Annotated in this window: 23 protein-coding genes; all 23 read left to right on the forward strand. The window is 60.3% G+C overall.

The features are described 5' to 3' along the window. The first annotated feature begins 17 nt into the window (after positions 1–17). The 23 genes from flgH (at position 18) to ACP7BX_RS11390 (ending at position 25208) form a co-directional block, all read left to right on the forward strand. A complete protein-coding gene (gene flgH, locus ACP7BX_RS11280; protein WP_269131572.1) occupies positions 18–713 on the forward strand; it encodes a flagellar basal body L-ring protein FlgH in 696 nt (231 codons plus the stop codon). A 27-nt stretch (positions 714–740) separates the two neighbouring features. Next, the gene (locus tag ACP7BX_RS11285; RefSeq protein WP_033901075.1) at positions 741–1829 is read left to right on the forward strand and encodes a flagellar basal body P-ring protein FlgI; all 1089 of its coding nucleotides are present in this window, start codon (positions 741–743) and stop codon (positions 1827–1829) included. Positions 1830–1833: 4 nt separating this feature from the next. Continuing rightward, positions 1834–3105 (forward strand): flagellar assembly peptidoglycan hydrolase FlgJ, encoded by a 1272-nt coding sequence (gene flgJ, locus ACP7BX_RS11290; protein WP_426126494.1) that lies wholly within the window; start codon positions 1834–1836, stop codon positions 3103–3105. A 10-nt stretch (positions 3106–3115) separates the two neighbouring features. Further along, on the forward strand, positions 3116–5164 hold the full coding sequence (gene flgK / locus ACP7BX_RS11295; protein WP_426126496.1) for a flagellar hook-associated protein FlgK: 2049 nt from the start codon (positions 3116–3118) through the stop codon (positions 5162–5164). Between the two features lie 14 nt (positions 5165–5178). Continuing rightward, a complete protein-coding gene (locus ACP7BX_RS11300; RefSeq protein WP_314529005.1) occupies positions 5179–6801 on the forward strand; it encodes a flagellar hook-associated protein 3 in 1623 nt (540 codons plus the stop codon). Between the two features lie 275 nt (positions 6802–7076). Then, the gene (locus ACP7BX_RS11305; RefSeq protein ID WP_314529004.1) at positions 7077–8006 is read left to right on the forward strand and encodes a ketoacyl-ACP synthase III; all 930 of its coding nucleotides are present in this window, start codon (positions 7077–7079) and stop codon (positions 8004–8006) included. Between the two features lie 265 nt (positions 8007–8271). Next, positions 8272–9765: a flagellin gene (locus ACP7BX_RS11310; protein WP_426126499.1), complete on the forward strand. Its 1494-nt coding sequence runs from the start codon at positions 8272–8274 to the stop codon at positions 9763–9765. A 74-nt stretch (positions 9766–9839) separates the two neighbouring features. Further along, positions 9840–10190 (forward strand): flagellar protein FlaG, encoded by a 351-nt coding sequence (locus ACP7BX_RS11315; protein WP_426126500.1) that lies wholly within the window; start codon positions 9840–9842, stop codon positions 10188–10190. 81 nt (positions 10191–10271) lie between these two features. Further along, a complete protein-coding gene (gene fliD, locus ACP7BX_RS11320; protein ID WP_426126502.1) occupies positions 10272–11675 on the forward strand; it encodes a flagellar filament capping protein FliD in 1404 nt (467 codons plus the stop codon). Between the two features lie 139 nt (positions 11676–11814). Further along, the gene (gene fliS, locus ACP7BX_RS11325; protein ID WP_269131565.1) at positions 11815–12216 is read left to right on the forward strand and encodes a flagellar export chaperone FliS; all 402 of its coding nucleotides are present in this window, start codon (positions 11815–11817) and stop codon (positions 12214–12216) included. 41 nt (positions 12217–12257) lie between these two features. Beyond that, the gene (gene fliT / locus ACP7BX_RS11330) at positions 12258–12554 is read left to right on the forward strand and encodes a flagellar protein FliT (protein WP_028617332.1); all 297 of its coding nucleotides are present in this window, start codon (positions 12258–12260) and stop codon (positions 12552–12554) included. Positions 12555–12722: 168 nt separating this feature from the next. Continuing rightward, positions 12723–14198, forward strand: coding sequence for a sigma-54 dependent transcriptional regulator (locus ACP7BX_RS11335; protein WP_033900748.1), 1476 nt, complete (start codon positions 12723–12725; stop codon positions 14196–14198). A gap of 110 nt (positions 14199–14308) precedes the next feature. Then, positions 14309–15520 (forward strand): sensor histidine kinase, encoded by a 1212-nt coding sequence (locus ACP7BX_RS11340; RefSeq protein WP_426126838.1) that lies wholly within the window; start codon positions 14309–14311, stop codon positions 15518–15520. 2 nt (positions 15521–15522) lie between these two features. After that, complete coding sequence (locus ACP7BX_RS11345; RefSeq protein ID WP_033900750.1) at positions 15523–16899, forward strand: sigma-54-dependent transcriptional regulator; 1377 nt, start codon at positions 15523–15525, stop codon at positions 16897–16899. Between the two features lie 132 nt (positions 16900–17031). After that, entirely contained in the window at positions 17032–17361 is a 330-nt protein-coding gene (gene fliE, locus ACP7BX_RS11350; protein WP_015885194.1) for a flagellar hook-basal body complex protein FliE, read from the forward strand. A gap of 16 nt (positions 17362–17377) precedes the next feature. Then, complete coding sequence (gene fliF / locus ACP7BX_RS11355) at positions 17378–19156, forward strand: flagellar basal-body MS-ring/collar protein FliF (RefSeq protein ID WP_028617328.1); 1779 nt, start codon at positions 17378–17380, stop codon at positions 19154–19156. Then, the gene (fliG, locus tag ACP7BX_RS11360; protein WP_010563975.1) at positions 19149–20168 is read left to right on the forward strand and encodes a flagellar motor switch protein FliG; all 1020 of its coding nucleotides are present in this window, start codon (positions 19149–19151) and stop codon (positions 20166–20168) included. The genes fliF and fliG overlap by 8 nt, the downstream gene beginning before the upstream one ends. 10 nt (positions 20169–20178) lie before the next feature. After that, positions 20179–20943 carry a flagellar assembly protein FliH gene (gene fliH, locus ACP7BX_RS11365; RefSeq protein ID WP_269131562.1) on the forward strand — a complete coding sequence of 255 codons (765 nt, stop codon included), beginning with the start codon at positions 20179–20181 and terminating at the stop codon, positions 20941–20943. Next, entirely contained in the window at positions 20933–22291 is a 1359-nt protein-coding gene (gene fliI / locus ACP7BX_RS11370) for a flagellar protein export ATPase FliI (RefSeq protein WP_010208746.1), read from the forward strand. Before fliH ends, fliI begins: the two co-directional genes overlap by 11 nt. A gap of 3 nt (positions 22292–22294) precedes the next feature. Continuing rightward, positions 22295–22744 (forward strand): flagellar export protein FliJ, encoded by a 450-nt coding sequence (gene fliJ, locus ACP7BX_RS11375; RefSeq protein WP_016975640.1) that lies wholly within the window; start codon positions 22295–22297, stop codon positions 22742–22744. 65 nt (positions 22745–22809) lie between these two features. Beyond that, complete coding sequence (locus ACP7BX_RS11380; RefSeq protein WP_033900756.1) at positions 22810–23115, forward strand: STAS domain-containing protein; 306 nt, start codon at positions 22810–22812, stop codon at positions 23113–23115. Then, on the forward strand, positions 23112–24830 hold the full coding sequence (locus ACP7BX_RS11385) for an ATP-binding SpoIIE family protein phosphatase (protein WP_426126507.1): 1719 nt from the start codon (positions 23112–23114) through the stop codon (positions 24828–24830). Before ACP7BX_RS11380 ends, ACP7BX_RS11385 begins: the two co-directional genes overlap by 4 nt. A 30-nt stretch (positions 24831–24860) precedes the next feature. Further along, the gene (locus ACP7BX_RS11390; RefSeq protein ID WP_314528980.1) at positions 24861–25208 is read left to right on the forward strand and encodes an Hpt domain-containing protein; all 348 of its coding nucleotides are present in this window, start codon (positions 24861–24863) and stop codon (positions 25206–25208) included. Positions 25209–25508 lie beyond the last annotated feature (300 nt).

The following is a 25508-nucleotide window of genomic DNA, read 5'->3' on the forward strand; positions in this document are numbered from 1 at the left end:
ACCGTGAGGTAAGGGTCATGAATCGCTATGTTTCTGTTCTGGCATTGAGTGGGATTGCCGTGCTCGCGGGCTGTGTCGCCCCGACGCCAAAACCCAATGACCCGTACTACGCGCCGGTGTTGCCACGCACGCCGTTGCCGGCGGCCGCCAACAATGGCTCGATCTACCAAGCCGGTTTCGAACAGAACCTGTACAGCGACCGCAAGGCGTTCCGGGTCGGTGACATCATCACCATCACCCTGAACGAGAAGACCCAGGCCAGCAAGAATGCCAACTCGCAGATCGGCAAGACCAGCAAGGCCGGCATCGGCCTGACGTCGTTGTTCGGCGGTGTGCCCAACACCAACAACCCATTGGGCAGCGGCGACCTGAGTCTGGATGTGGGTTACAGCGGCGATCGTGCCACCAACGGCAAGAGCGCGGCAGGGCAGGGCAACAGCCTGACCGGTTCGATCACGGTGACCGTGGCCGATGTATTGCCCAACGGCATCATCGCCGTGCGCGGTGAAAAGTGGATGACCCTTAATACCGGTGACGAGCTGGTGCGCATTGCCGGCATGGTCCGCGCCGATGACATCTCCACTGACAACACCGTGCCGTCGACGCGAATCGCCGACGCGCGCATTACCTACTCGGGTACAGGTTCGTTTGCTGATGCGAGTCAGCCGGGCTGGTTCGACCGTTTCTTCCTTAGCCCGCTGTTCCCTTTCTAGGTGGCCACTTTGAAACTCAAACAGCTGATGGCGGCCGCACTCCTGCTTTCCTTGAGCGCTGTCGCCCAGGCCGAACGGCTGAAGGACATCGCCAGCATCTCCGGCGTGCGTTCCAACCAGTTGATCGGCTACGGCCTGGTAGTGGGGCTCAACGGTACGGGTGACCAGACCACCCAGACCCCGTTCACCCTGCAGACCTTTAACAACATGCTCTCGCAGTTCGGTATCAAGGTGCCGGCGGGGTCGGGCAACGTGCAGCTGAAAAACGTCGCGGCGGTGTCGATCAGTGCTGACTTGCCGGCGTTCTCCAAGCCGGGCCAGGTAGTGGACATCACCGTGTCGTCGATCGGTAACTCGAAGAGCCTGCGCGGCGGCACCTTGCTGATGACGCCGCTCAAGGGTATCGACGGCAACGTGTACGCCATCGCCCAGGGCAACCTGGTGGTGGGCGGGTTTGACGCCGAAGGTCGCGATGGTTCGAAGATCACCGTCAACGTGCCGTCAGCCGGTCGGATCCCAGGTGGCGCCACGGTTGAACGCACCGTGCCAAGCGGCTTCAACCAAGGCAACAGCCTGACCTTGAACCTCAACCGCTCTGACTTCACCACCGCCAAGCGCGTGGTCGACAAGATCAACGATATGCTCGGCCCAGGCGTGGCCCAGGCCATCGACGGCGGCTCTATCCGTGTGACCGCGCCGCTGGACCCAAGCCAGCGTGTGGACTACCTGTCGATCCTGGAAAACTTAGAGGTGGACCCAGGCCAGGCCGTGGCCAAAGTCATCATCAACTCGCGGACCGGCACCATCGTGATCGGCCAGAACGTCAAGGTTTCGCCAGCGGCCGTGACCCACGGCAGCCTGACCGTGACCATCACCGAAGACCCGATCGTCAGCCAGCCTGGGCCGTTGTCCAACGGCCAGACGGCGGTGGTGCCGCGTTCGCGTGTGAATGCCCAGCAAGAAGCCAAGCCGATGTTCAAGTTCGGCCCCGGCACCACCCTGGATGAGATTGTCCGCGCGGTGAACCAGGTGGGCGCAGCGCCCGGCGACTTGATGGCGATCCTCGAAGCACTGAAGCAGGCCGGCGCCTTACAAGCCGACCTGATTGTGATCTGAGGCCATGGCCATGGATATGCGCAAGAGCGGCATCAGCAGCACGGCGGACTCGGGGTCCTACTCCGACTTGAACCGGCTTAACCAGCTCAAGGTCGGCGCCGACAAGAACAGCGAAGGCAACATGCGCAAAGTGGCGCAGGAGTTCGAGTCGTTGTTCTTGAGCGAGATGCTCAAGTCCATGCGTTCGGCCACCGAGGCGTTGGGCAAGGACAACCCGATGAACACGCCGGCCGCCAAGCAGTACCAGGAAATGTATGACCAGCAACTGGCGGTCTCGATGTCCCGCGAAGGCGGTGGTATCGGCCTGGCTGACGTGCTGATGCGCCAGATGCAGAAGAACAAGCCGGTGGAGGCCCAGGCCGCCACCTTGCAAGGCCCGGCGGCGGCTGAGCCTGTGAAGAAAATGGATGTGCCGACAGAGATTGCGGCCGGCACCCAGGCCGATGGTCCGTTGGGTCGCTCCAACGGCCAGCGTCCGCTGTGGGCTTACCGCGTGGCTGAGCCACAGGCGGGTGCCCCGGCGGCCCACAGCAATGACATGGAATTGATGAACCAGCGGCGCATCGCCTTGCCGAGCAAGCTGACCGATCGCCTGTTGGCTGGCATCGTGCCGAGCACCCAGGTGACCGGCGAAGCCAAGGCCGCGCCACTGCGCAACAGCGCCGCTGACGATAACGTCGTCAACAGTGCGGCGCGTACCTTCGCCGTGCCGAGCGGGCGCATGCAGGTCTACGGCCGCGCCGTGGCCCAGCCACCGTTGGCGCCGGCGAAGAAAGCCTTCAGTTCACAGGATGAATTTGTCGCCACCATGTTGCCGATGGCCAAGGCGGCCGCCGCGCGGATTGGTGTCGATCCGAAGTACCTGGTGGCCCAGGCCGCCCTGGAAACCGGTTGGGGTAAATCGGTGATGCGCGCCGAAGACGGCAGCAGCAGCCACAACCTGTTCGGCATCAAGGCCGGCCAGAGTTGGCAGGGCGGCCAGGCTCGCGCGATCACCAGCGAGTTCCGCGATGGCGCGATGGTCAAGGAAACGGCGCAGTTCCGTTCCTACGACTCTTACCAGGACAGCTTCCACGACCTGGTGACGTTGCTGCAAAGCAATGATCGCTATAAAGAAGTTGTGAAGTCGGCCGACAACCCGGAACAGTTTGTTCGCGAGTTGCAAAAGGCCGGTTACGCAACCGACCCGGCCTATGCCAGCAAGATTTCGCAGATCGCCAAAACGATGGACAGTTACCAGAATTACGCTGCCGCTGGCGCAACCACACATTTATAAGGTCTGAACCATGAGTTTGCTCAGTATCGGGATGTCAGGGCTCAATTCCGCTCAAGGATCGTTGTCGGTCTTGAGTAATAACATTGCCAACGCCAACACCGCGGGTTACTCACGGCAGCAGACTACCCAGAATGCCAACGCGGCGAACCAGTTCGGTGGTGTGTTCATTGGCAGTGGCACCACCCTGGCCGATGTGCGCCGGGTGTATAACGAGTTCCTCGACGCGGCGTACCAGAACAGCACCTCGCTGAACAGCGATGCCAAGGCGTATCTGGATCAGGTCAGTGCTGTGGACAAGACGCTGTCGGACAAGACCACCGGCATGTCGTCTGTGCTCAGCGCCTTCTTCGCCGCGGCTCAGACCGCCTCGGCCAACCCGAGCGACACATCGGCACGGCAGATTCTGCTCACCAGCGCGCAGACCTTGAGCAACCGGTTCAACTCGATCTCCAACCAATTGAGCCAGCAGAAAGAAACCATCAACAGCCAGCTGACCTCCATGGCTGACCAGGTCAACCAATTGACCTCGTCGATTGCGTCCCTCAACAAGCAGATCAACCAGGTTCAGGGCGCGTCGAATACCACGCCGGCCAACCTGCTGGATGCGCGTGCCGAGGCGGTGCGCTCGCTCAATGAGCTGATCGGCGTGACCGCCACTGAGAAAAACGGTGTATTCAGCGTTAGCACCGGCACCGGTCAATCCCTGGTGCTGGGCGATCAGTCCAACTCGATTTCTGCCGTGCCTGGCAAGGACGATCCGACCCAGTACACCATTCAGATGAACATGCCGGGTAACACGGCGGTGGATATCGGCAATGTGATCAGTGGTGGCAGCATCGGCGGCCTGATGCGCTATCGCAGTGACGTGTTGATGCCGGCCATCAACGACCTGGGACGTATCGCCATCGTCACCGCCGATACGATCAACAGCCAACTGGGGCAGGGCATCGACCTGAATGGCGAGTTCGGCGCGTCGATGTTCAAGGACATCAATAGCGCAGCAGCAGTGGCGTTGCGCAGTGTGGCCGGTCAAGGCAACCAGGGCGCCGGTAGCCTGGGTGTGACGATCAAGGACACCAGCAAGCTCACCAACTACGATTACAAGGTTACCTTCAGCGACCCGACCAATCTCAATAAAGTGACGGTGCAGCGCTCCGATGGCAAAGCCATGGGCACCTTTGATATCTCCGCCACACCGCCTTCGGTGATCGACGGCTTTACCCTTGAGCTTAAAAATGGCCCGATGTCGGCCGGTGACAGCTTCAAGGTCAGCCCGACCGCCAGCGGCGCGAAGGACATCGGCACGGTCCTCACCGACCCGAGCAAGATTGCCTTCGCTGCACCGCTCAAAGGCGAGGCCAGCAAAACCAACCAGGGCACCGGCACCTTCACGCCGCCGACCCTGACCGTGCCGCTGGATCTCCAGGGCGGCGCCAATACCGCGCAACTGCGCATCGGCATTGAAAACTCGATGCCGGTGAAGATGGTATTTGGCAAGCCAGCCGCCGACGGCACTCAGTCCTATACGATCAACGACGCCAAGGGCGATCCGATCGGCACCGGTACCATTATTCCGGGGCAGTCCAACAAGATCAGCATCAACGTACCGATGCGCGATGCCAGCGGCGCCCTGGTGGTACCGGCCAAGAGCTTCAGCTTTGACACCTCGGTGGCCGGCTCGCCCACCGCTGGCGACAGCACCACCTTTTCGTTTAACGCCAGCGGCAAGTCCGACAACCGCAATGCGCAGGAGCTGCTGAACCTGCAAACCAAGGCCACCGTAGGCGTCGCCGCCGATGGCACCGGCGGTACCAGCCTGGTCGGGGCCAACAGCAAGTTGGTGTCGACGGTCGGCGCCAAGGCCGCAGCGGCCACCACGGACACGACCGCCACCAACGCGTTGCTCACGGCCAACAAAAATGCGCGCAACTCCGTGTCCCAGGTCAACCTGGATGAGGAAGCGGGCGACATGATCAAGTTCCAGCAGTACTACACAGCGTCGTCGCAGATCATCAAGGCTGCGCAAGAAACCTTCAGCACGCTGATCAATAGTCTTTAAGGGAGTCTGGGACGATGCGCATTTCTACACAGCAGTATTTCGACACCAGTGCCGCCAAGTACCAGAACAACTATGCCGGCGTGGTGCAGGCTCAGCAGCAGGCGAGTTCCGGCGTGCGCGTGCAAACCGCAGGGGATGACCCGGTGGCGGCGCAGCGTTTGCTGATGCTGCAGCAGCAGAAAGACATGTTGGCGCAGTTCAGCGGCAATATCTCCAACATCAACAGCTCGCTGACCAACGAAGAAAGCGTGCTGACGGCGATCAATGCAACGATCCAGGCCGCCAGCCAATTGGCGTTGAAGGCCGGTGGCGTGACCAGTGATGCCGACCGAAAATCCATCTCGGTCGAAGTGGGTGCCCTTGAAGACCAACTGCTGGGCTTGCTCAACAGCAAGGATGCGGCGGGCAACTATCTGTTCTCCGGCTCCAAGACCGATACGCCGCCGTACTCGCGCAACATTGATGGCACCTACAACTATCAGGGCGACGAAAACGAGTTGAGCCTGCAGGTGTCCGAGACGTTGACCGTGCGAACGGGCGACACCGGCAAGACCATTCTGGAAGGCGCGGCCAACAACAGCCGCACCCAGTCCAAGTACACCACGCCCGCACCCGTGCCACCGGCAACCACACCGTCGCAAGTGGATGACCATAAAGTCGCCATCTCGGCCGGTCTGGTGACATCGAGCGTCGACTACAACAAGTCGTTCGCCGACGGTCAGCCGTACAAGGTAACGTTCACCAGCAGCACCCAGTACGTGGTGACTGACAAGGACAACAACGACATTACCTCGCAGCTCCCGGGTAATGGCACGTTCGACTCCACCAAGGAAGGCAGTGCCAGTATCAACGTGCGCGGGGTCAAGTTCGATATCACCGTCGATCTCACGGACAAGGCCACTGGCCCTGATGCCGATGCCATGGTCAAAGGTCGCGAGTTCACCCTGGCCGCCAAGCCGGACACCTTTAACGTGTCCCGCACGGCAAGCAACACCTCGTCGACGCAGTTGACCAATGCCACAGTCAGCAATCCCGCTAAATATGCCAGCACCTTTCCGGCCAACAGCGGTGTGCTGGTCAAGTTCAGCGACACTGATTCGTCGGCCTTCCAGGTGTTTGCACAGCCCTACAACGCCAACAGCAAGCCGATTGATTCGGGCGTCATCGACACCACCACCACGCCGAGCTCGATCACAGTGGCCGGTGTGACCTTTGGCCTCAGTGGCACACCTAATGTAGGTGATCAGTTTGCGGTCGGCGCCAGCACCCAGAAGACCCAGAGTGCGCTCGACACCTTGAGCCAATTGCGCAAGGCCCTGGAACAACCGGCCGATGGTATTCCAGGCGCACGGGTGAAGCTGCAGGATGCACTCAACGCCGCTGTCAGCAACCTGACCAGCTCGGCGGACCAGGTGGACAACGTGCGCGGCTCCATCGGTGCGCGGCAGAATGCGCTCACCGTGCAGTCCAGCGAAAACGAAAGTGTCGGCCTGGCCAACAAATCCACCATGAGCGCCCTGGCGAACATCGACATGGGTGAAGCGGCGATCAACCTGACCCTGCAGCAAACCATGCTGGAAGCGTCGCAGTTGGCCTTCGTGAAAATCTCGCAGTTGAGCCTGTTCAACAAGATGTAAGTACCTTTACGTCAAGCGGCCCGCTCTGGAAACAGGGCGGGCCGTTGTCGTTTCTGGGATTTAATTGTTTGAAGGTTTTGCACAAAGCACACAAAATTGAGTGACCTGTGAGTCATAAAGCGCATCTTCACTGTATCGTGTGAAAAGGATAAGTCGTCACAGGGTCCTTGCGAGGCGGCTTTCAGCGAGATTTTTATGGGGTTATCCCCTTTATTGTCAGCACTCCGGGCGTGGCCCAGGGGTGTTCTCCAGCTATTTAGTATTGGGAAGCCACAATGATTGGCATAAAAAGCATCGCCAGTTACGTGCCGGCAGACGGGATCGATAACTACGCCCAGGGTGCCAAATTCGCCAAGGATGAAGAATTCATCATTGGCAAGATCGGTTCGGCGTTCCTGCCGCGCAAGGAAGCCGCGCAGGAAACCTCTGATCTGTGTGTCGAGGCGGTCAACGCTTTGTTTGCCAACAACCCGGATTTGAAACGCGAGTCGATTGACGCGCTGATCGTCGTCACTCAGAACGGCGATGAAGAGGGCTTGCCGCACACGGCGGCCATCGTCCAGGACAAGCTCGGTCTGCCGACTCACGTCGCGGCCTTCGATATTTCCCTGGGCTGCTCCGGCTACGTCTACGGCATCTACGCGATGAAGGGCTTCATGGAAGCCGCCGGCCTGAAAAACGGCCTGTTGATCACCGCCGATCCGTATTCGAAAATTGTCGACCCGCAAGACCGTAACACCACCATGCTGTTCGGCGATGCCGCCACAGCTACCTGGATGGGCGAAGATGCGCCGTGGCTGCTGGGCAAGTCGAAGTTCGGCACCGACGGTTCCGGTGCGCCGCACCTGAAGGTCAGTGATGGCGTGTTCTTCATGAACGGTCGTCAGGTGTTCAACTTCGCACTGCTCAAAGTGCCGGCGCACTTGCATGAGCTGCTCAATGAGTCGGACCTGAAGGCTGACGAGATTGACGCGTTCTGCATTCACCAGGGCAGTGCGGCGATTGTCGACGCCGTGGCGCGTCGCTTTGAAGATGCGCCGGTGGACAAGTTCATCAAGGACATGGTCGAGACCGGCAATACCGTGTCGTCGAGCATTCCGCTGCTGCTGGAAAAGCACGTGATGGACGCCACCTGGAAGCGCGTCGCCATCAGCGGTTTTGGTGTAGGCCTGTCGTGGGGCTCGGCGATTCTCTATCGCCCTTGAGGCCTTGATAGCTTCAACAAAAAAACGCCGAGGCTCGAAAGAGTTTCGGCGTTTTTTATTTGGCGCCAGAAAACCCAATGAAAACGGGGTTTCGCGCCCGCGTAAACCCTTGAATTGCAAGGGGTGGCACGGCGCCAGTAAAAAAATCAAAAAAAATCCTCAAGCAACCGGCTACCACGACGATAACTATTACGTAGGTTCTCAGGCCACACCCGGCGGTTGCCAGGGCCGGAAGCCGCAGTATCCATCCAACGAGGATTTCGTCATGGCTTTAACAGTAAACACCAACATTGCTTCGATCACTACTCAGAGCAACCTGAACAAAGCTGGCGGCGCCCTGGCCACTTCTATGCAGCGCCTGTCTTCCGGCCTGCGTATCAACAGCGCTAAAGACGACGCTGCCGGCCTGCAGATCGCTAACCGCCTGACCAGCCAAATCAACGGCCTGGGCCAAGCAGTCAAAAACGTGAACGACGGTATCTCGATCGCTCAGACCGCTGAAGGCGCGATGCAGGCTTCGACCGACATCCTGCAAAAAATGCGTACCCTGGCTCTGTCTTCCGCTACTGGCTCGCTCAGCCCTGACGACCGTAAGTCGAACAACGACGAATACCAGGCTCTGACTTCGGAACTGACCCGTATCTCGCAAACCACTACTTTCGGTGGCCAGAAGCTGCTGGACGGTTCGTACGGTACCAAAGCTATCCAGGTTGGCGCCAACGCCAACGAAACCATCAACCTGAGCCTGGAAAACGTTGCAGCCAACAACATTGGTTCGCAGCAGATCAAATCCGCCGCTCAAACCCCTAACGCCACTGGCGTAGCGGTTGGTTCGATCGCCATCACCGGTAACGGTCAGTCGGCAAACGTTGCTATCGCTGCTGGTGACTCCGCCAAGACTATCGCTGCCGGCCTGAACGGCGCTATCGGTGGCCTGAGCGCTACCGCCAGCACCGAAGTCAAGTTCTCGGTTGACGAAGCTAAAACCAAGGGTACTCCTGCTCAGCCAGGTCCTCCGGTTGTTCCAGCTGTTCCAGGTGTTCCAGCTAACTTCACCATCGGTGTCGGCAGTGCCAGCGTTAAATTCGTCGGCGTAACCAGCACCGCTGACCTGGCTGACCAACTGAAGTCCAACGCTGCCAAACTGGGCGTCAGCGTTAACTACGACGAAGCCAAGGGCACCCTGGAAGTCAAATCCGATTCGGGCGAGAACATCAAGTTCACCACCGACGCAGCTGGCGGCGACGCTATCAGCGTTAACGTGAAAGATGGCGCTGGCAAATACGCTGCTGCCGCTACTCCTCTGGCTGCCGCTGCTGCTGGCGTGATCATTGCCACTGGCCAGATCTCCCTGGACTCGTCCAAAGGCTACTCCCTGGCAAACGGCGCTACCGGTACTTCGGTAACTGACCTGTTCGGCGCTGCTCAGAAGTCTTCCACCAAGACTGCTGTTGCTCAAACCGACGTGACCGACGCCAACAACGCGCAAAACGCCCTGTCCGTTATCGACAAGGCCATCGGCACCATCGACAGCGTGCGTTCGGGCCTGGGTGCTACCCAGAACCGTCTGACTACCACTGCAGACAACCTGCAGAACATTCAGAAGAACTCCACCGCTGCACGTTCCACCGTTCAGGACGTCGACTTCGCTTCCGAAACCGCCGAACTGACCAAGCAACAGACCCTGCAATCGGCTTCCACCGCGATCCTGTCGCAGGCTAACCAGCTGCCATCCGCTGTACTGAAGCTGCTTCAGTAATCCCAGCGCTTGGTAACTAACGGAAGGGCGCGTCTACGTGCCCTTCCGTTTTTTCGGTTTAGAGGAGATTGGACATGGACATGAGTGTAAAGCTGAACCAGTCTTATCCGCCGGTTGCATCGCAGAACCCGCCTACCCAGGCAGTGACTGACAAAAGCATCCCGAAAGTCCAGGAAGTCGCTGCAACAGGTAAAGAGCCTGAGCGAGCTGACCTGGAAAAAGCAGTTACTGATATTCGCGAATTCGTACAAGCGGCCCAGCGCAAACTGGATTTTTCCATTGATGATTCCACCCATCGCGTGGTGGTCAAGGTCATCGCCACCGACAGCGGTGAAGTGATCCGCCAGATTCCGTCGGAAACGGCATTGAAGCTGGCACAAAGCCTATCCAGCGCAAGCAACGTGTTGTTTGACGACAAGGCGTGAGCTGGCATGAAACTTGTTGCTGTCTTGTCTTGAGGCATAACCAGTCAAGATAACGGCAGCCACCGAACAGGAGAAACGAAGATGGCGGGTTCAACGGTAAGTGGTATCGGTTCGAATATCGATACGCAAGCGATCGTGAAGTCCTTGGTGGACGCCGAAAAGGTGCCCAAGCAGACGCAGATCAATACCGCGTCCCAGAAGGCGACCACCACGCTGTCTTCGATCGGCAAGATTCAGGCGGCGCTGGACGCCTTCCGCGGCGCGCTGGACAACATGACCGCCAGCTCCAGCTTCACGGGCTTGACCGGCTCATCGTCGGATGAAAAGGTCGCCACGATGACGGCGAGCAACACGGCGTCGAACGGCAGTTTCCGGCTGATCGTCAGCCAGCTGGCCCAGGCGTCCAAGCTGTCAACCAAGAACTTCGCCGGCGGCACGTCGACGGTGGTCAACGCTACCGACAAGCCAACGACCCTGACCATCAGTCAGTCGGGCAAGAACTACGACGTCAATATCCCGGCCGGCGCGACCTTGCAGCAGGTGCGCGATTCGATCAACACCCAGTTCGGTACCTCTGGCCTGAGTGCCAACATTCAGACTGACTCCAATGGTTCGCGGCTGATCCTCACCTCAACCACCATGGGTACAGGTTCGGATTTGACGTTGTCGGGTACTTCCGGGCTGGATGTAGGTTCCACGGTTGTTGATCCTCCAAAGGATGCGCTGTACAGCATCGATGGCGTTGCGTCGGTTTCCAAGACGAACAATATCGAAGGCGCGCTCAGTGGCGTGAATATCAAGTTGGTGTCGGTTTCCCCGACCAAGACGGTTGGCGACACCAGCCCTACAGCGGAACGCACCGCAACGCTGATCACGGTCAGCACCAACAACACCGCTTTGAAATCCGGCGTCAAGGGCTTCATCGATAGCTACAACGCCTTGATCACGGCGATGAACGCCGAAACCAAGATCACCAAGAACCTGGACGGTAGCACCACCGCGGCGGCGCTCACGGGCGACTCGACCATGCGTTCGCTGCAGGCTGCGATCCGAAATGAATTCAATACGATCTCCGGCACTGGCACTTTCAAGTCCTTGGCTCAATTCGGCGTGAGCACCAGCTCCACGACCGGGTTGCTGACCATGGATGACAAGAAGTGGGATGCAGCGGTTAAAACCAACGCGGCCGACATCAACAGCATGTTTACCGGCAAGAACGGCATGTTGGCGCGCATGAAAAGCGCGACCGATGACTTCGCCAAGGCGACCACGGGTGTTTTGGCCACGCGTTCCACCTCGCTGTCTGACAGCCTGAAAGACCTGGGCAAGCAGCAGGAAACCTTGAACGAACGCATGGACCTGCTGACCAAGAGCCTGTCCGACAAGTACAACGCCATGGATACCCTGGTCGCCCAATTGCGCCAACAAAGCACCAGCGTCATGACCACGCTCAACGCCTTGAACAACCCTAAAACCAACAGTTGATTCCAACTGACGCAAAAGGCCAGGCAACCTGCCTGGCCTTTTTGTATCGGAGGACGACTGGCGCTAAAGCTTTTTGCGACCCAGTCGACATATTGGTTACTGAAACCCTTTTCGCTGTCGCCTGTCACGAGGTAGAAACATGAATCCCATGAGAGCCCTTCGCCAATACCAGAAGGTCAATTCCCATGCTCAGATCTCCGAAGCCAGCCCTCATCGTCTGGTGCAGATGCTGATGGAAGGCGGCCTCGACCGCATGGCCCAGGCCAAAGGCGCGTTGGCGCGCGGCGACATCGCGACCAAGGGCCTGATGCTCGGCAAGGCAATCGACATCGTGATCGGCCTGCGTGACGGCCTGGATGCGGAAAAGAGTGATAACCCGGCTTACGTCCAGCAGTTGGAAAGTCTGTATGCGTACATGACCAACCGTCTGATGGAAGCAAACCTGCACAACGATGCCGACATGATCGACGAAGTGGCGCGTTTGCTGATTACCGTAAAAGAGGGCTGGGATGCCATCGCAGCGCCGGCTGTCACCGAATAAGGCGCAGCAGAAAAAGGCCTGAAGGCCTTGAGGAATACGTCATGAGTCAAGCATTGCAACGCATTGATGAAACCCGTGAGGCGCTGATGGGCGCGCTGGCGGACCGTAACTGGGACGCCATTGGCGAACTGGACATGGGCTGTCGCGACGTCATCGAGCAGGTGCTCAGTGAAGCGCCGGTCGATGAGGATGCGTTGCGCGAAAAGCTTGAAAGCCTGCTGGCGGTTTATCAGCAGTTGCTTGAGGTGACGACTGGCGAACGCCAGGCGATTTTCGAAGAGATGTCGCAGATCAACCAAGCGAAAAATGCGTCAAAGGTTTACCATCTGTTCGGCTGAACTGGCTCAGTTAATCCGAACGCGCGTCATAAATTTGACTGCGCGCGATTTTTTGACTTAACTAGTGCTGTTTTCAGAATTCAGACGGCTGCAGGCAGAAAAAACCTACAGCCATCTAGATTGCCCCGACTCGAGGGCATTTGAGTTAACTAGGGAAGTTGCTATTGCATGTGGCGTGAAACCAAAATTCTGCTGATTGATGACGATAGCGTCCGCCGCCGCGATTTAGCGGTGATTTTGAATTTTCTTGGCGAAGAAAATCTGCCCTGCGGCAGCCATGATTGGCAGCAGGCGGTCAGCTCATTGTCATCGAGCCGTGAAGTCATTTGTGTGCTGATCGGGACGGTAAACGCTCCTGGCGCTGTTTTGGGCTTGTTAAAGACACTGTCAACCTGGGATGAGTTCCTTCCCGTGTTGCTGATGGGCGATATTTCTTCCGTCGACCTACCCGAAGACCAGCGCCGCCGGGTGCTTTCCACCCTGGAAATGCCGCCCAGCTACAGCAAACTGCTCGATTCCCTGCACCGTGCCCAGGTCTACCGCGAGATGTACGACCAGGCCCGCGAGCGCGGTCGCCATCGCGAACCCAACCTGTTCCGCAGCCTGGTCGGCACTAGCCGTGCCATCCAGCACGTGCGCCAGATGATGCAGCAAGTGGCCGACACCGACGCCAGCGTGCTGATCCTCGGCGAGTCCGGCACCGGCAAGGAAGTGGTCGCGCGCAACCTGCACTATCATTCCAAGCGCCGCGACGGGCCATTTGTGCCGGTCAATTGCGGGGCGATCCCGGCAGAGCTGCTTGAAAGCGAACTGTTCGGCCATGAGAAGGGCGCCTTTACCGGCGCGATCACCAGCCGTGCCGGGCGTTTCGAGTTGGCCAACGGCGGCACGCTGTTCCTCGACGAAATCGGCGACATGCCGCTGCCGATGCAGGTCAAGCTGCTGCGTGTGCTGCAGGAGCGTACCTTCGAGCGCGTGGGCAGCAACAAGACGCAGAGCGTCGACGTGCGCATCATCGCGGCCACCCACAAGAACCTCGAAAGCATGATCGAGGTCGGCAGCTTCCGTGAAGACCTGTACTACCGCCTCAACGTATTCCCGATCGAGATGGCCCCGCTGCGCGAGCGCGTGGAAGACATCCCGCTGCTGATGAACGAACTGATCTCGCGCATGGAGCACGAAAAGCGCGGCTCTATCCGTTTCAACTCTGCCGCGATCATGTCCCTGTGCCGCCACGGCTGGCCGGGCAACGTGCGCGAGCTGGCCAACCTGGTGGAGCGCATGGCGATCATGCACCCCTACGGCGTGATCGGTGTGGTCGAGCTGCCGAAGAAATTCCGCTACGTCGACGATGAAGACGAGCAGCTGGTCGACAGCCTGCGCAGCGATATGGAAGAACGGGTAGCCATCAACGGCCATACCCCGGACTTCGGTTCCACTGCCATGCTGCCGCCCGAAGGCCTGGACTTGAAGGACTACCTCGGCAACCTGGAACAAGGCCTGATCCAGCAGGCTCTGGACGACGCCAACGGCATCGTCGCCCGTGCCGCCGAACGCCTGCGCATCCGTCGAACCACTCTGGTGGAGAAGATGCGCAAGTACGGTATGAGCCGCAAAGAAGGTGATGAACAGGCGGATGATTGACGCCTGTTTTTCAACTGACTGAAAACTAAGCCTATTTTTTTAGGCACGGGTATTGCTACAGCCCTCGCAACGTTCCGTTTAACTGACGGTCAGCCAAGCGAGAGAGCATGATGCCCCACGCCGCCCAACACTCTTCCAGTCCTGCCATTGCGGGGCTGGTTCCTTCTGTAGAACAGCAAAGTCGCCAGGGCCTGGAACAGGCCTTTTCGCTGTTCAACCAGATGTCCAGCCAATTGACCGATTCCTACAGCCTGCTTGAAGCTCGGGTGTCCGAGCTTAAAGGCGAGTTGGCGGTGGTCAGCGCACAGCGCATGGAAGAGCTGGCCGAGAAAGAGCGCCTGGCCAACCGTCTGCAAAACCTGCTGTCACTGCTGCCCGGCGGTGTGATCGTCATCGACGAAGAAGGCCGTGTGCGCGAAGCCAACCCGGCGGCCTGCGACATGCTTGGGCTGCCGCTGGAAGGCGAGCTGTGGCGGCATGTCATCACCCGCTGCTTTGCGCCGCGTGAAGATGACGGTCACGAAATTTCCCTGAAAGACGGCCGCCGTTTGTCCATCGCCACCCGTTCCCTGGACGCGGAGCCGGGTCAACTGGTGCTGCTCAACGACCTGACTGAAACCCGTCACCTGCAAGACCAGTTGGCGCGGCATGAGCGTTTGTCGTCCCTGGGGCGCATGGTCGCTTCTTTGGCGCATCAGATCCGCACGCCGCTGTCGGCTGCCCTGATCTACGCCAGTCATTTGACTGATGAGCAATTGCCCGCCGCCACCCATCAACGTTTTGCCGGTCGCCTCAAGGAGCGTCTGCATGAGTTGGAGCACCAGGTGCGTGACATGCTGGTGTTTGCCCGTGGCGAATTGCCGCTCACCGACCGCATCACGCCGTCCGCGTTGATGCAGGCCCTGCAAGCAGCGGCCGCCACCCATATTCAGGACGTCCAGGTGCGCTGGCAGTGCGACAGCCATCTCGGTGAGTTGCTGTGCAACCGCGACACGCTGGTGGGGTCGCTGCTCAACCTGATCGAAAACGCCACCCAGGCCAGCGGCCCCGGCGCACGGCTCAAGGTGCACCTGTACAACCGTGGGCAAAACCTGCGCCTGTGCATCAGCGACAACGGAAGTGGTATCGAGCCTGCTGTGTTGCAGCGCCTAGGCGAACCGTTTTTCACCACCAAGACCAACGGTACGGGCCTGGGCCTGACCGTGGTCAAGGCAGTGGCACGTGCTCATCAGGGAGAATTGCAGCTGCATTCCCGCGTTGGGCGTGGCACCTGTGCATTGATGACCTTGCCGCTGTTTTCCAGCGCGGCAAGCGCGGAGTAGTTATGGCTATCAAGGTTCTGTTGGTGGAAGACGATCGCGCCCTGCGTGAAGCATTGGCTGACACGCTGCTGTTGGCGGGCCATGACTACCGGGCGGTCGGTTCTGCCGAGGACGCCTTGGAGGCGGTGGAGCAGGAGTCCTTCAGCCTGGTGGTCAGTGATGTGAATATGCCGGGCATGGACGGTCATCAATTGCTCGGTCTGCTGCGGGCGCGTCAGCCGCAGTTGCCGGTGCTGCTGATGACCGCCCACGGCGCCGTCGAGCGTGCGGTCGACGCCATGCGCCAGGGCGCGGCGGATTACCTGGTCAAACCCTTCGAGCCTAAAGCCTTGATCGAACTCGTCGCGCGGCATGCCTTGGGTGTGATCTCGGCCAACGAAGGCGAAGGCCCGATTGCCTTTGAGCCGGCCAGTGCACAATTGCTGGAGCTGGCGGCCCGCGTGGCGCGCAGCGATTCCACTGTGTTGATTTCCGGCGAGTCCGGCACGGGCAAAGAGGTGCTGGCACGTTACATCCATCAGCAATCGACCCGCGCCAAGCAGCCGTTTATCGCGATCAACTGCGCGGCGATCCCTGACAACATGCTCGAGGCGACGCTGTTCGGTCACGAAAAGGGTTCGTTCACCGGCGCCATCGCAGCCCAGGCAGGCAAGTTCGAGCAGGCTGACGGCGGCACCATCCTGCTCGATGAGATTTCGGAAATGCCCCTGGGCCTGCAAGCCAAGTTGCTGCGGGTGCTGCAGGAGCGTGAGGTTGAGCGCGTCGGCGCGCGTAAGCCGATCCAGTTGGATATCCGTGTAGTCGCCACCACCAACCGCGACCTGGCGGGCGAAGTGGCGGCGGGGCGTTTCCGTGAAGACTTGTTCTACCGGCTCTCGGTATTCCCGCTGGCCTGGCGCCCATTGCGCGAACGCCCGGCAGACATCATTCCGCTGGCCGAGCGCCTGCTGAACAACCACGTCAAAAAAATGAAGCATGCCCAGGCGCGCCTGTCGGCCGAGGCCCAAGCCTGCCTGATCGCCTACCCATGGCCGGGCAACGTGCGTGAACTGGATAACGCGATCCAGCGCGCGTTGATCCTGCAACAGGGCGGGTTGATCCAGCCCCAGGATTTCTGCCTGGCCATGGGCAGTGGTGTCGCACCGCTGCCGACCCTGGCGCCGGCGCCCGTGGTGGTCGAAACCGAGACCGCTGGCGCCTTGGGCGATGACCTGCGTCGCCGTGAATTCCAGATGATCATCGACACCCTGCGCTCCGAGCGCGGCCGTCGCAAAGAGGCTGCCGAACGTCTGGGTATCAGCCCGCGCACCTTGCGCTACAAGCTGGCGCAGATGCGTGATGCCGGGATGGATGTGGAAGCGTATCTGTTCGCCACATAACCGGTAACAAGGTCGACAAGGTTTGTCGCCTTTTCTTACGAGTTGGTACAGAGCTGGCACCCTTGTTGCTACCTCCCTTAGTAATTGCGGCGTAGCGTCAAAAAACATGCGGGTTGTCGGAGAGAGAAGTTCATGAGCCAGGGTATTGAGTTCAATCGGTTGATGTTGGATATGCGCTCCATGCAAATGGATGCCATGGCTCAACCGAAATCCGTCGCGCCAGCGCCGGAATTGGGCCAAAGCAGCTTCGCCGATATGCTCGGCCAGGCCATCAACAAAGTCAGTGACACCCAGCAAGCCTCGAGCCAGTTGGCCAACGCCTTTGAAATTGGCAAAAGCGGTGTGGACCTCACCGATGTGATGGTCGCCTCGCAAAAAGCCAGCGTTTCCTTCCAGGCCCTGACCCAAGTGCGTAACAAGCTGGTTCAGGCCTACCAAGACATCATGCAGATGCCGGTTTAAGGACGAGATTTAAGTCATGGCAGAAGCAGTCGTGGACAACGCACCCGCCAAGGCAGACGGCAAGCCGCCGCTGTTTGGCCTGTCGTTCCTGGAAAACCTCTCCGAAATGACCATGCTGCGTCAGGTGGGCCTGATGGTCGGCCTGGCAGCGAGCGTGGCGATTGGTTTTGCCGTGGTGTTGTGGTCGCAGCAACCTGATTACCGGCCGCTGTACGGCAGCCTGGCGGGCATGGACTCCAAGCAGATCATGGAAACCCTGGCCGCCGCCGACATCGCCTACACCGTGGAGCCCAACTCCGGTGCCCTGCTGGTCAAGGCCGACGATGTGGCCCGTGCGCGCATGAAACTCGCCGCCGCCGGCGTGACTCCGTCCGACAGCAACATCGGTTTCGAGATCCTCGACAAGGACCAGGGCCTGGGGACTTCCCAGTTCATGGAAGCCACCCGCTACCGTCGTGGCCTGGAAGGCGAACTGGCGCGCACCATCTCCAGCCTGAACAACGTCAAGGGCGCCCGCGTGCACCTGGCCATTCCGAAAAGCTCGGTATTTGTGCGCGACGAGCGCAAACCAAGTGCTTCGGTCTTGGTTGAGCTGTTTGCCGGCCGCTCCCTGGAGCCTGGCCAGGTCCTGGCGATCGTCAACCTGGTCGCCACCAGCGTGCCAGAACTGAGCAAATCCCAGATCACTGTGGTCGACCAGAAGGGCAACCTGCTCTCCGACCAGGGCGAAAACTCCGCGCTGACTCAAGCCGGCAAGCAGTTTGACTACAGCCGCCGCGTCGAAAGCATGCTCACCCAGCGGGTGCACAACATCCTGCAACCGGTGCTGGGCAACGACCGCTACAAGGCTGAAGTGTCGGCCGATGTGGATTTCAGCGCCGTCGAGTCGACCTCCGAGCAGTTCAACCCGGACCAGCCTGCTTTGCGCAGCGAACAGTCCACCAGCGAACAACGCACCGCCGCCAATGGTCCGCCGCAAGGTGTACCGGGTGCCCTGAGCAACCAGCCGCCAGCCCCGGCTTCTGCGCCGCAAACTACCGGTGGCGCTACTGCCAGCGCTGGCGCGATCCAGCCAGGCCAGCCATTGTTGGACGCCAACGGCCAGCAGATCATGGACCCGGCCACCGGCCAGCCGATGCTCGCCCCGTACCCGGCGGACAAACGTAACCAGTCCACCAAGAACTTCGAGCTCGACCGTTCCATCAGCCACACCAAGCAGCAACAGGGCCGCGTCAATCGCCTGTCGGTGTCGGTGGTGGTGGATGACCAAGTCAAGGTCAATGCCGCCGATGGCGCCGTTACCCGTGCCCCCTGGACCGCCGACGAATTGGCGCGCTTCACTCGCCTGGTGCAGGACGCCGTGGGTTTTGACGCCAGCCGGGGTGACAGTGTCAGCGTGATCAACATGCCGTTCTCCGCCGAGCGTGGCGAAGTGATCGCTGAACCGTCGTTCTACTCGCAGCCGTGGTTCTGGGACATCGTCAAGCAAGTGCTGGGTGTGTTGTTCATCCTGGTGCTGGTGTTCGGTGTGCTGCGTCCGGTGCTCAACAACATCACCGGCAACGGCAAGAAACAGCTGGCCCTGGCCGGTGGCGACGTGGAATTGGGTGGCATGGGCGGCCTCGACGGCGAACTGGCCAACGACCGCGTCAGCCTCGGCGGCCCGCAAAGCATCCTGTTGCCAAGCCCGAGCGAGGGTTACGACGCTCAGCTGAACGCAATCAAGAGTCTGGTGGCAGAAGACCCGGGCCGTGTGGCCCAGGTCGTGAAAGAGTGGATCAACGCAGATGAGTGATAATCGAGCCGCTGTTGCCAAGCTCACCAAGGTCGACAAAGCCGCAGTCCTGCTGCTGTCCCTCGGTGAAACCGACGCCGCCCAAGTGCTGCGCCACATGGGCCCCAAAGAGGTTCAGCGTGTCGGCGTGGCCATGGCGCAGATGCGCAATGTGCACCGCGAGCAAGTCGAGCAGGTGATGAGCGAGTTCGTCGAGATCGTCGGCGACCAGACCAGCCTGGGTGTCGGCTCCGACAGCTATATCCGCAAGATGCTCACCTCGGCCCTGGGCGAAGACAAGGCCAACGGCCTGATCGACCGCATCCTGCTCGGTGGCAACACCAGCGGCCTCGACAGCCTGAAATGGATGGAGCCGCGCGCCGTGGCCGACGTGATCCGCTACGAGCACCCGCAGATCCAGGCGATCGTGGTGGCCTACCTCGACCCGGACCAGGCCGGTGAAGTGCTCGGCCACTTCGACCATAAAGTGCGCCTGGACATCATCCTGCGTGTGTCGTCGCTGAACACCGTGCAGCCGGCGGCCCTGAAAGAACTCAACACGATTCTGGAGAAGCAGTTCTCCGGCAACTCGAATGCCTCGCGTACCACCCTGGGCGGTATCAAGCGTGCGGCCGACATCATGAACTTCCTGGACAGCTCGGTCGAAGGCCAGTTGATGGACTCGATCCGCGAGATCGACGACACCCTGTCCGGCCAGATCGAAGACCTCATGTTCGTGTTCAACAACCTTTCCGATGTCGACGACCGTGGCATCCAGGCGTTGCTGCGCGAAGTGTCCTCCGATGTGTTGGTGCTGGCCCTCAAGGGATCGGACGAAGGCGTCAAGGAAAAGATCTTCAAGAACATGTCCAAGCGCGCCTCGGAACTGTTGCGCGACGACCTGGAAGCCAAAGGCCCGGTACGCGTCAGCGACGTGGAAACCGCGCAGAAAGAAATCCTCACCATTGCCCGCCGTATGGCCGAAGCCGGAGAAATCGTTCTCGGCGGGAAGGGCGGCGAAGAAATGATCTAAGGCGCCTCTCATGTCGAACAAAGATGAGGCGCCCAGCGATCTGATTCGCGCACGGGACGTCGGTGGGTTCGACATCTGGTCGTTGCCCAGCTTCGATCCGCATGTGCCCGAGCCCGAGCCTGAACCGGTTGAAGAGCCACCGGCGGAAATGGAAGAAGTGCCGCTGGATGAAGTCCAGCCACTGACCCTGGAAGAGTTGGAAGCCATCCGCCAGGAGGCCTACAACGAGGGCTTCGCGGCAGGTGAAAAAGATGGTTTTCGCAGCACCACCCTCAAGGTCCGCCAGGAAGCCGAGGAGGCGCTGAGCGTCAAACTGGCCAGCCTGGAACGCTTGATGGGCGGGCTGTTCGATCCTATCGCCGAGCAGGATGCGCAGATCGAAAAAGCCATGGTCGAGCTGGTGCAGCACATCGCCCGCCAGGTGATTCAGCGCGAGCTGGTGCTGGACTCCAGTCATATCGAAAGCGTGATGCGCGAAGCCCTCAAGCTGCTGCCCCTGGGCGTCGGTAATGTGCGGCTGTACATCAATCCGCAGGATTTCGAACAGGTCAAAGCCCTGCGCGAGCGCCATGAAGAAACCTGGCGCATTGTCGAGGACGCGTCGCTGCAACCCGGTGGTTGCCGCGTCGAGACCGAACACAGTCGCATCGATGCCACGGTGGAAACCCGCATCAGCCAGATCATGGCCAAGCTGTTGGATCAGGCCCATGAGCAGGTGTTGAACCCTGCCGAGCCTGATCTGAGCGTGGACCTGGACGCCCCCGATGCGCCTTGATCGCACCAGCTTCGCCAAGCGCTTGAGCGGTTATGCCGAAGCCGCCGAGTTGCCTGGCCAGCCGATCCTTGAAGGGCGCCTGCTGCGCATGGTCGGCCTGACCCTCGAAGCCGAAGGCCTGCGCGCCGCCATGGGCAGCCGCTGCATGGTGATCAACGACGACAGCTACCACCCGGTGCAGGTCGAAGCCGAAGTGATGGGCTTTTCCGGCAGCAAGATTTTCCTGATGCCTGTGGGCAGTTTGGCGGGCATTGCTCCCGGCGCTCGCGTGGTGCCCTTGGCCGACACCGGCCGCCTGCCGATGGGCATGAGCATGCTCGGCCGTGTACTTGACGGCGCTGGTCGCGCGTTGGATGGCAAAGGCGGCATGAAGGCCGAAGACTGGGTGCCGATGGACGGCCCCACCATCAACCCGCTCAACCGTAACCCCATCAGCGTGCCGCTGGACGTGGGCATTCGCAGCATCAACGGATTATTGACGGTCGGCCGTGGCCAGCGTCTGGGCCTGTTTGCCGGTACCGGCGTAGGTAAATCAGTACTGCTGGGCATGATGACGCGCTTTACCGAGGCCGACATCATCGTGGTCGGGCTGATCGGCGAACGGGGCCGCGAGGTAAAGGAATTCATCGAGCACAGCCTCGGTGAAGAGGGCCTCAAGCGCTCGGTCGTCGTCGCGTCCCCGGCGGACGATGCGCCGTTGATGCGCCTGCGCGCCGCCATGTACTGCACGCGCATCGCCGAATATTTCCGTGACAAGGGCAAGAATGTCTTGTTGCTGATGGACTCGCTGACCCGATTCGCCCAGGCCCAGCGGGAAATCGCCCTGGCCATCGGCGAACCGCCGGCCACGAAGGGCTATCCGCCGTCGGTGTTCGCCAAGCTACCCAAACTGGTGGAGCGTGCCGGTAACGCCGAAGCCGGGGGCGGCTCGATCACCGCGTTCTACACGGTGCTGTCCGAAGGCGATGACCAGCAAGACCCGATTGCCGACTCGGCGCGGGGCGTGCTCGACGGTCACATCGTGCTGTCGCGGCGCTTGGCTGAAGAGGGTCACTACCCGGCCATCGATATCGAAGCGTCCATCAGCCGGGTGATGCCGGCCGTGGTGACGCCGGAACACATGATCCGTGCGCAACAGTTCAAGCAGTTGTGGTCGCGCTACCAACAGAGCCGTGACCTGATCAGCGTCGGCGCCTACGTGGCGGGCGGCGATCGCGACACCGACCTGGCCATTGCCCTGCAACCGCAGTTGGTGACCTACCTGCGCCAGGGCCTCAACGACAAGATCAGCATGGGCGAAAGCGAAGCGCACCTGCAGTCGATCTTCGCCCCGGCGCCGGGCGGCTAAGCCATGGCCAACAGCCGCGCCGCGCGCCTGGCACCGGTGGTGGACATGGCCGAAAAGGCCGAGAAAACCGCCGTGCAGCGCCTGGGTTACTTCCAGGGCCAGGTGCGCTTGGCGGAAAGCAAGCTGGGCGACCTCGAGCGCTTTCGTGGCGAGTACCAGCAGCAGTGGATCGAGCGGGGCTCCAAAGGTGTCTCGGGCCAGTGGCTGATGGGCTACCAGGGCTTTCTCAATCAACTGGAAACGGCCGTTGGCCAGCAGCGCCAAAGCCTGGCCTGGCACCAGAACAACCTCGATAAAGCCCGCGAAAGCTGGCAAGCGGCGTTTGCCCGGGTTGAAGGCCTGCGCAAACTGGTGCAGCGCTATATCGACGAAGCGCGGGCGCTGGAAGATAAGCGCGAGCAGAAGTTGCTCGACGAGCTGTCTCAGCGCATGCCGCGCAAAGACGTCTATTGAAAGTTGCCCACATCTCCTTCTCCTGCTAAACCTTGTGTCATTGCCAATGACAAGGAAGCAGTCGCATGTCAGTCGAGTCAGAAGTATCCCTGGACGGGACGAAGTTGACGATAGCGGTCAAGGGCCGGTTTGATTTCGGCAGCCATCAGGCGTTTCGTGATGCCTACGAGCGTTTCTATAAAGTGCCTGAGTTGTACGTCGTCGACCTGAAAGAGGCCACCTACATGGACAGTTCCGCGCTGGGCATGCTCCTGCTGTTGCGCGACCATGCCGGTGGCGATAATGCTGAAGTTCAGGTGATCAACAGCAACTCCGACGTGCGCAAGATCCTCGCCATCTCCAACTTCGACAAACTGTTCGACATCAGTTGAGCGCCCTGGCCCCGATCATCGAACCGCTGACGATCCTGATCGCCGAAGACAGCGCCGCCGACCTGCTGTTGCTGTCGACCATCATCCGGCGCCAGGGGCATCAGGTGCTCACGGCCACTAACGGCGCTGAGGCAGTCGAAGTGTTTACCCGTGAGCGACCGCAACTGGTGTTGATGGACGCGCTGATGCCGGTGATGGACGGCTTTGAAGCGGCACGCCGGATCAAGCAGTTGGCAGGTGAAGAGCTGGTGCCGCTGATTTTTCTCACCTCCCTGCGCGAGAGCGAAGCCCTGGCCCAGTGCCTGGATGCCGGCGGCGATGACTTCCTGCCCAAACCCTACAACCAGCTGATTCTCGCGGCGAAGATCAACGCCATGGACCGCCTGCGCCGGTTGCAGGCCACGGTCCTGCAACAGCGCGACCTGATCGCCAAGCATCACGACTATCTTCTGCATGAGCAGCGGGTGGCCAAGGCGGTGTTCGATAAGGTCGCGCATTCGGGCTGCATCAATGCCGCGCCGAATATCCGTTACCTGCAATCGCCCTATGCGCTGTTTAACGGTGACTTGCTACTGGCCGCCTATACGCCGTCCGGCGATATGCACGTGCTGCTTGGTGACTTCACCGGCCATGGCCTGCCGGCGGCGGTGGGGGCCATGCCCCTGGCTGAAGTGTTCTACGGCATGACGGCCAAGGGCTACGGCCTGGCACAGACCCTGCGCGAGATGAACGCCAAGCTCAAGCGCATCCTGCCGGTGGACATGTTCTGCTGCGCCACCCTGTTGTGCCTGAGCACGCAGCGGCGAGTCGTGGAGGTATGGAACGGCGGCATGCCCGAAGGCTACGTGCATGAAATCGCCACCGGCAAACGCACGCCGCTGGAATCGCGGCATTTGCCGTTGGGGGTGCTGTCGGCCGAAGCCTTTGATGATCGTACTGAAGTCTGGCCGATGGCCCTGGGCGACCGGGTGTTCCTGTTGTCCGATGGGGTGCTGGATACCGCCGATGCCAACGACCAACTGTTCGGCGCCGAACGTTTGCAGCAGGTGTTTGCCGCCAATCGCGAGCCTGATCGTTTGTTTGAAGAGATCGAACAGGCCCTGGCAGCGTTTCGCAGTGAAGTGCGCGATGACGTGAGCCTGGTGGAAATCACCTTGCAGCCTGGCCAGCCACTGCGTGCCTCCGGGCCGTTGTATGCGGACAGCGGGCAGTCGTGCCCGCTGGATTGGTCGGTGAGTTTCGAGTTCCGCGCCGAAACCTTGAAACGCTACAACCCGTTGCCGTATCTGCTGCAACTGTTGCTGGAAATCCATGGTCTGCGCGAGCAGAGCGGGGCGTTGTACAGCGTGATGGCCGAGTTGTATTCCAATGCCCTTGAGCATGGGGTGCTGGGGCTGGATTCGCGGCTAAAGCGTGATGCCCTGGGATTTGCCGAGTATTACCGCCAGCGTAATGACCGCCTGGCGCAACTCGACAGCGGGTATATCCGGGTGCATGTGCAGGTGGTGCCGACTGAGGCGGGCGGGAGGATGACCCTGCGTATCGAAGACAGCGGTCCGGGGTTTGATGTGGACCAGGTGCTGGCGCGGCCGCTGGATATCGACCGTCTGTCTGGCCGGGGCTTGAGCCTGGTCCGTCAGTTGAGCAGCCATGTAGGCTGGTCGGATGGCGGGCGCAGTGTGTGCGTGGAGTTTTGCTGGGGGGCTCTGGCATAATCCGCCGATTCTTGATCAAGGAGCGAGCAAGTGGTTGATCTACATCTGGACCCGCAGGTGCTGTCGGGTTTGCAGGAAGTCATGGAAGGCGAGTATCCGAAGTTGCTGGATACCTTTCTTGATGATTCCCAGAAGCGCGTCGAGGCGTTGCGCAAGGCTAGGGATGATGCGAAGGCGTTGGGGCGGATTGCGCATAGTTTCAAGGGGAGCAGTGGGAACCTTGGGGCGGTGCGGTTGGCGCAGTTGTGTCAGCGGTTGGAGGCTGAGTCTGTTGGGCCTGCGGTTGGGGATCTGGGGGAGTTGGTGGATCAGATTGATCGGGAGTTTGCGTTGGTTAAGCCGTTGTATGAGTCGGAGCGGCAGCGGTTTCAGATTTGATGATTTGTTGAGTACATATCCGTTGCTGCGGTAACGGCTGCTTAGGGTTCCGCCCTTACGGCGGCTCACTTTTGGAAAGACCCAAAAGTAAGCAAAAGGTCTTCGCCCCAACACTCGGCACCTCGCCTAGGCTCGGTGTGCCCTCACTCCGGCTTTGGAGCGTGGGCCGCCGCGATGGGCCATCCTTGGCCCAGCGCGGCTAACCCGGCGTCCTGCCGGGTTACCCACGCTCCAAAGCCTGCGTTCGGCCAGCGTGTTTGACGGGGCGCCTAAGATCAAAATCAAAAGCGCGGCGGCCTT

The sequence above is a fragment of the Pseudomonas sp. DWP3-1-3b3 genome, assembly GCF_049896305.1.
Lineage (GTDB): Bacteria > Pseudomonadota > Gammaproteobacteria > Pseudomonadales > Pseudomonadaceae > Aquipseudomonas > Aquipseudomonas azotoformans_A.

Coding starts and splice junctions, on each gene's coding strand:
- flgH (WP_269131572.1), top strand. CDS start 18: ATGAATCGCTATGTTTCTGTTCTGGCATTGAGTGGGATTGCCGTGCTC.
- ACP7BX_RS11285 (WP_033901075.1), top strand. CDS start 741: ATGGCGGCCGCACTCCTGCTTTCCTTGAGCGCTGTCGCCCAGGCCGAA.
- flgJ (WP_426126494.1), top strand. CDS start 1,834: ATGGCCATGGATATGCGCAAGAGCGGCATCAGCAGCACGGCGGACTCG.
- flgK (WP_426126496.1), top strand. CDS start 3,116: ATGAGTTTGCTCAGTATCGGGATGTCAGGGCTCAATTCCGCTCAAGGA.
- ACP7BX_RS11300 (WP_314529005.1), top strand. CDS start 5,179: ATGCGCATTTCTACACAGCAGTATTTCGACACCAGTGCCGCCAAGTAC.
- ACP7BX_RS11305 (WP_314529004.1), top strand. CDS start 7,077: ATGATTGGCATAAAAAGCATCGCCAGTTACGTGCCGGCAGACGGGATC.
- ACP7BX_RS11310 (WP_426126499.1), top strand. CDS start 8,272: ATGGCTTTAACAGTAAACACCAACATTGCTTCGATCACTACTCAGAGC.
- ACP7BX_RS11315 (WP_426126500.1), top strand. CDS start 9,840: ATGGACATGAGTGTAAAGCTGAACCAGTCTTATCCGCCGGTTGCATCG.
- fliD (WP_426126502.1), top strand. CDS start 10,272: ATGGCGGGTTCAACGGTAAGTGGTATCGGTTCGAATATCGATACGCAA.
- fliS (WP_269131565.1), top strand. CDS start 11,815: ATGAATCCCATGAGAGCCCTTCGCCAATACCAGAAGGTCAATTCCCAT.
- fliT (WP_028617332.1), top strand. CDS start 12,258: ATGAGTCAAGCATTGCAACGCATTGATGAAACCCGTGAGGCGCTGATG.
- ACP7BX_RS11335 (WP_033900748.1), top strand. CDS start 12,723: ATGTGGCGTGAAACCAAAATTCTGCTGATTGATGACGATAGCGTCCGC.
- ACP7BX_RS11340 (WP_426126838.1), top strand. CDS start 14,309: ATGCCCCACGCCGCCCAACACTCTTCCAGTCCTGCCATTGCGGGGCTG.
- ACP7BX_RS11345 (WP_033900750.1), top strand. CDS start 15,523: ATGGCTATCAAGGTTCTGTTGGTGGAAGACGATCGCGCCCTGCGTGAA.
- fliE (WP_015885194.1), top strand. CDS start 17,032: ATGAGCCAGGGTATTGAGTTCAATCGGTTGATGTTGGATATGCGCTCC.
- fliF (WP_028617328.1), top strand. CDS start 17,378: ATGGCAGAAGCAGTCGTGGACAACGCACCCGCCAAGGCAGACGGCAAG.
- fliG (WP_010563975.1), top strand. CDS start 19,149: ATGAGTGATAATCGAGCCGCTGTTGCCAAGCTCACCAAGGTCGACAAA.
- fliH (WP_269131562.1), top strand. CDS start 20,179: ATGTCGAACAAAGATGAGGCGCCCAGCGATCTGATTCGCGCACGGGAC.
- fliI (WP_010208746.1), top strand. CDS start 20,933: ATGCGCCTTGATCGCACCAGCTTCGCCAAGCGCTTGAGCGGTTATGCC.
- fliJ (WP_016975640.1), top strand. CDS start 22,295: ATGGCCAACAGCCGCGCCGCGCGCCTGGCACCGGTGGTGGACATGGCC.
- ACP7BX_RS11380 (WP_033900756.1), top strand. CDS start 22,810: ATGTCAGTCGAGTCAGAAGTATCCCTGGACGGGACGAAGTTGACGATA.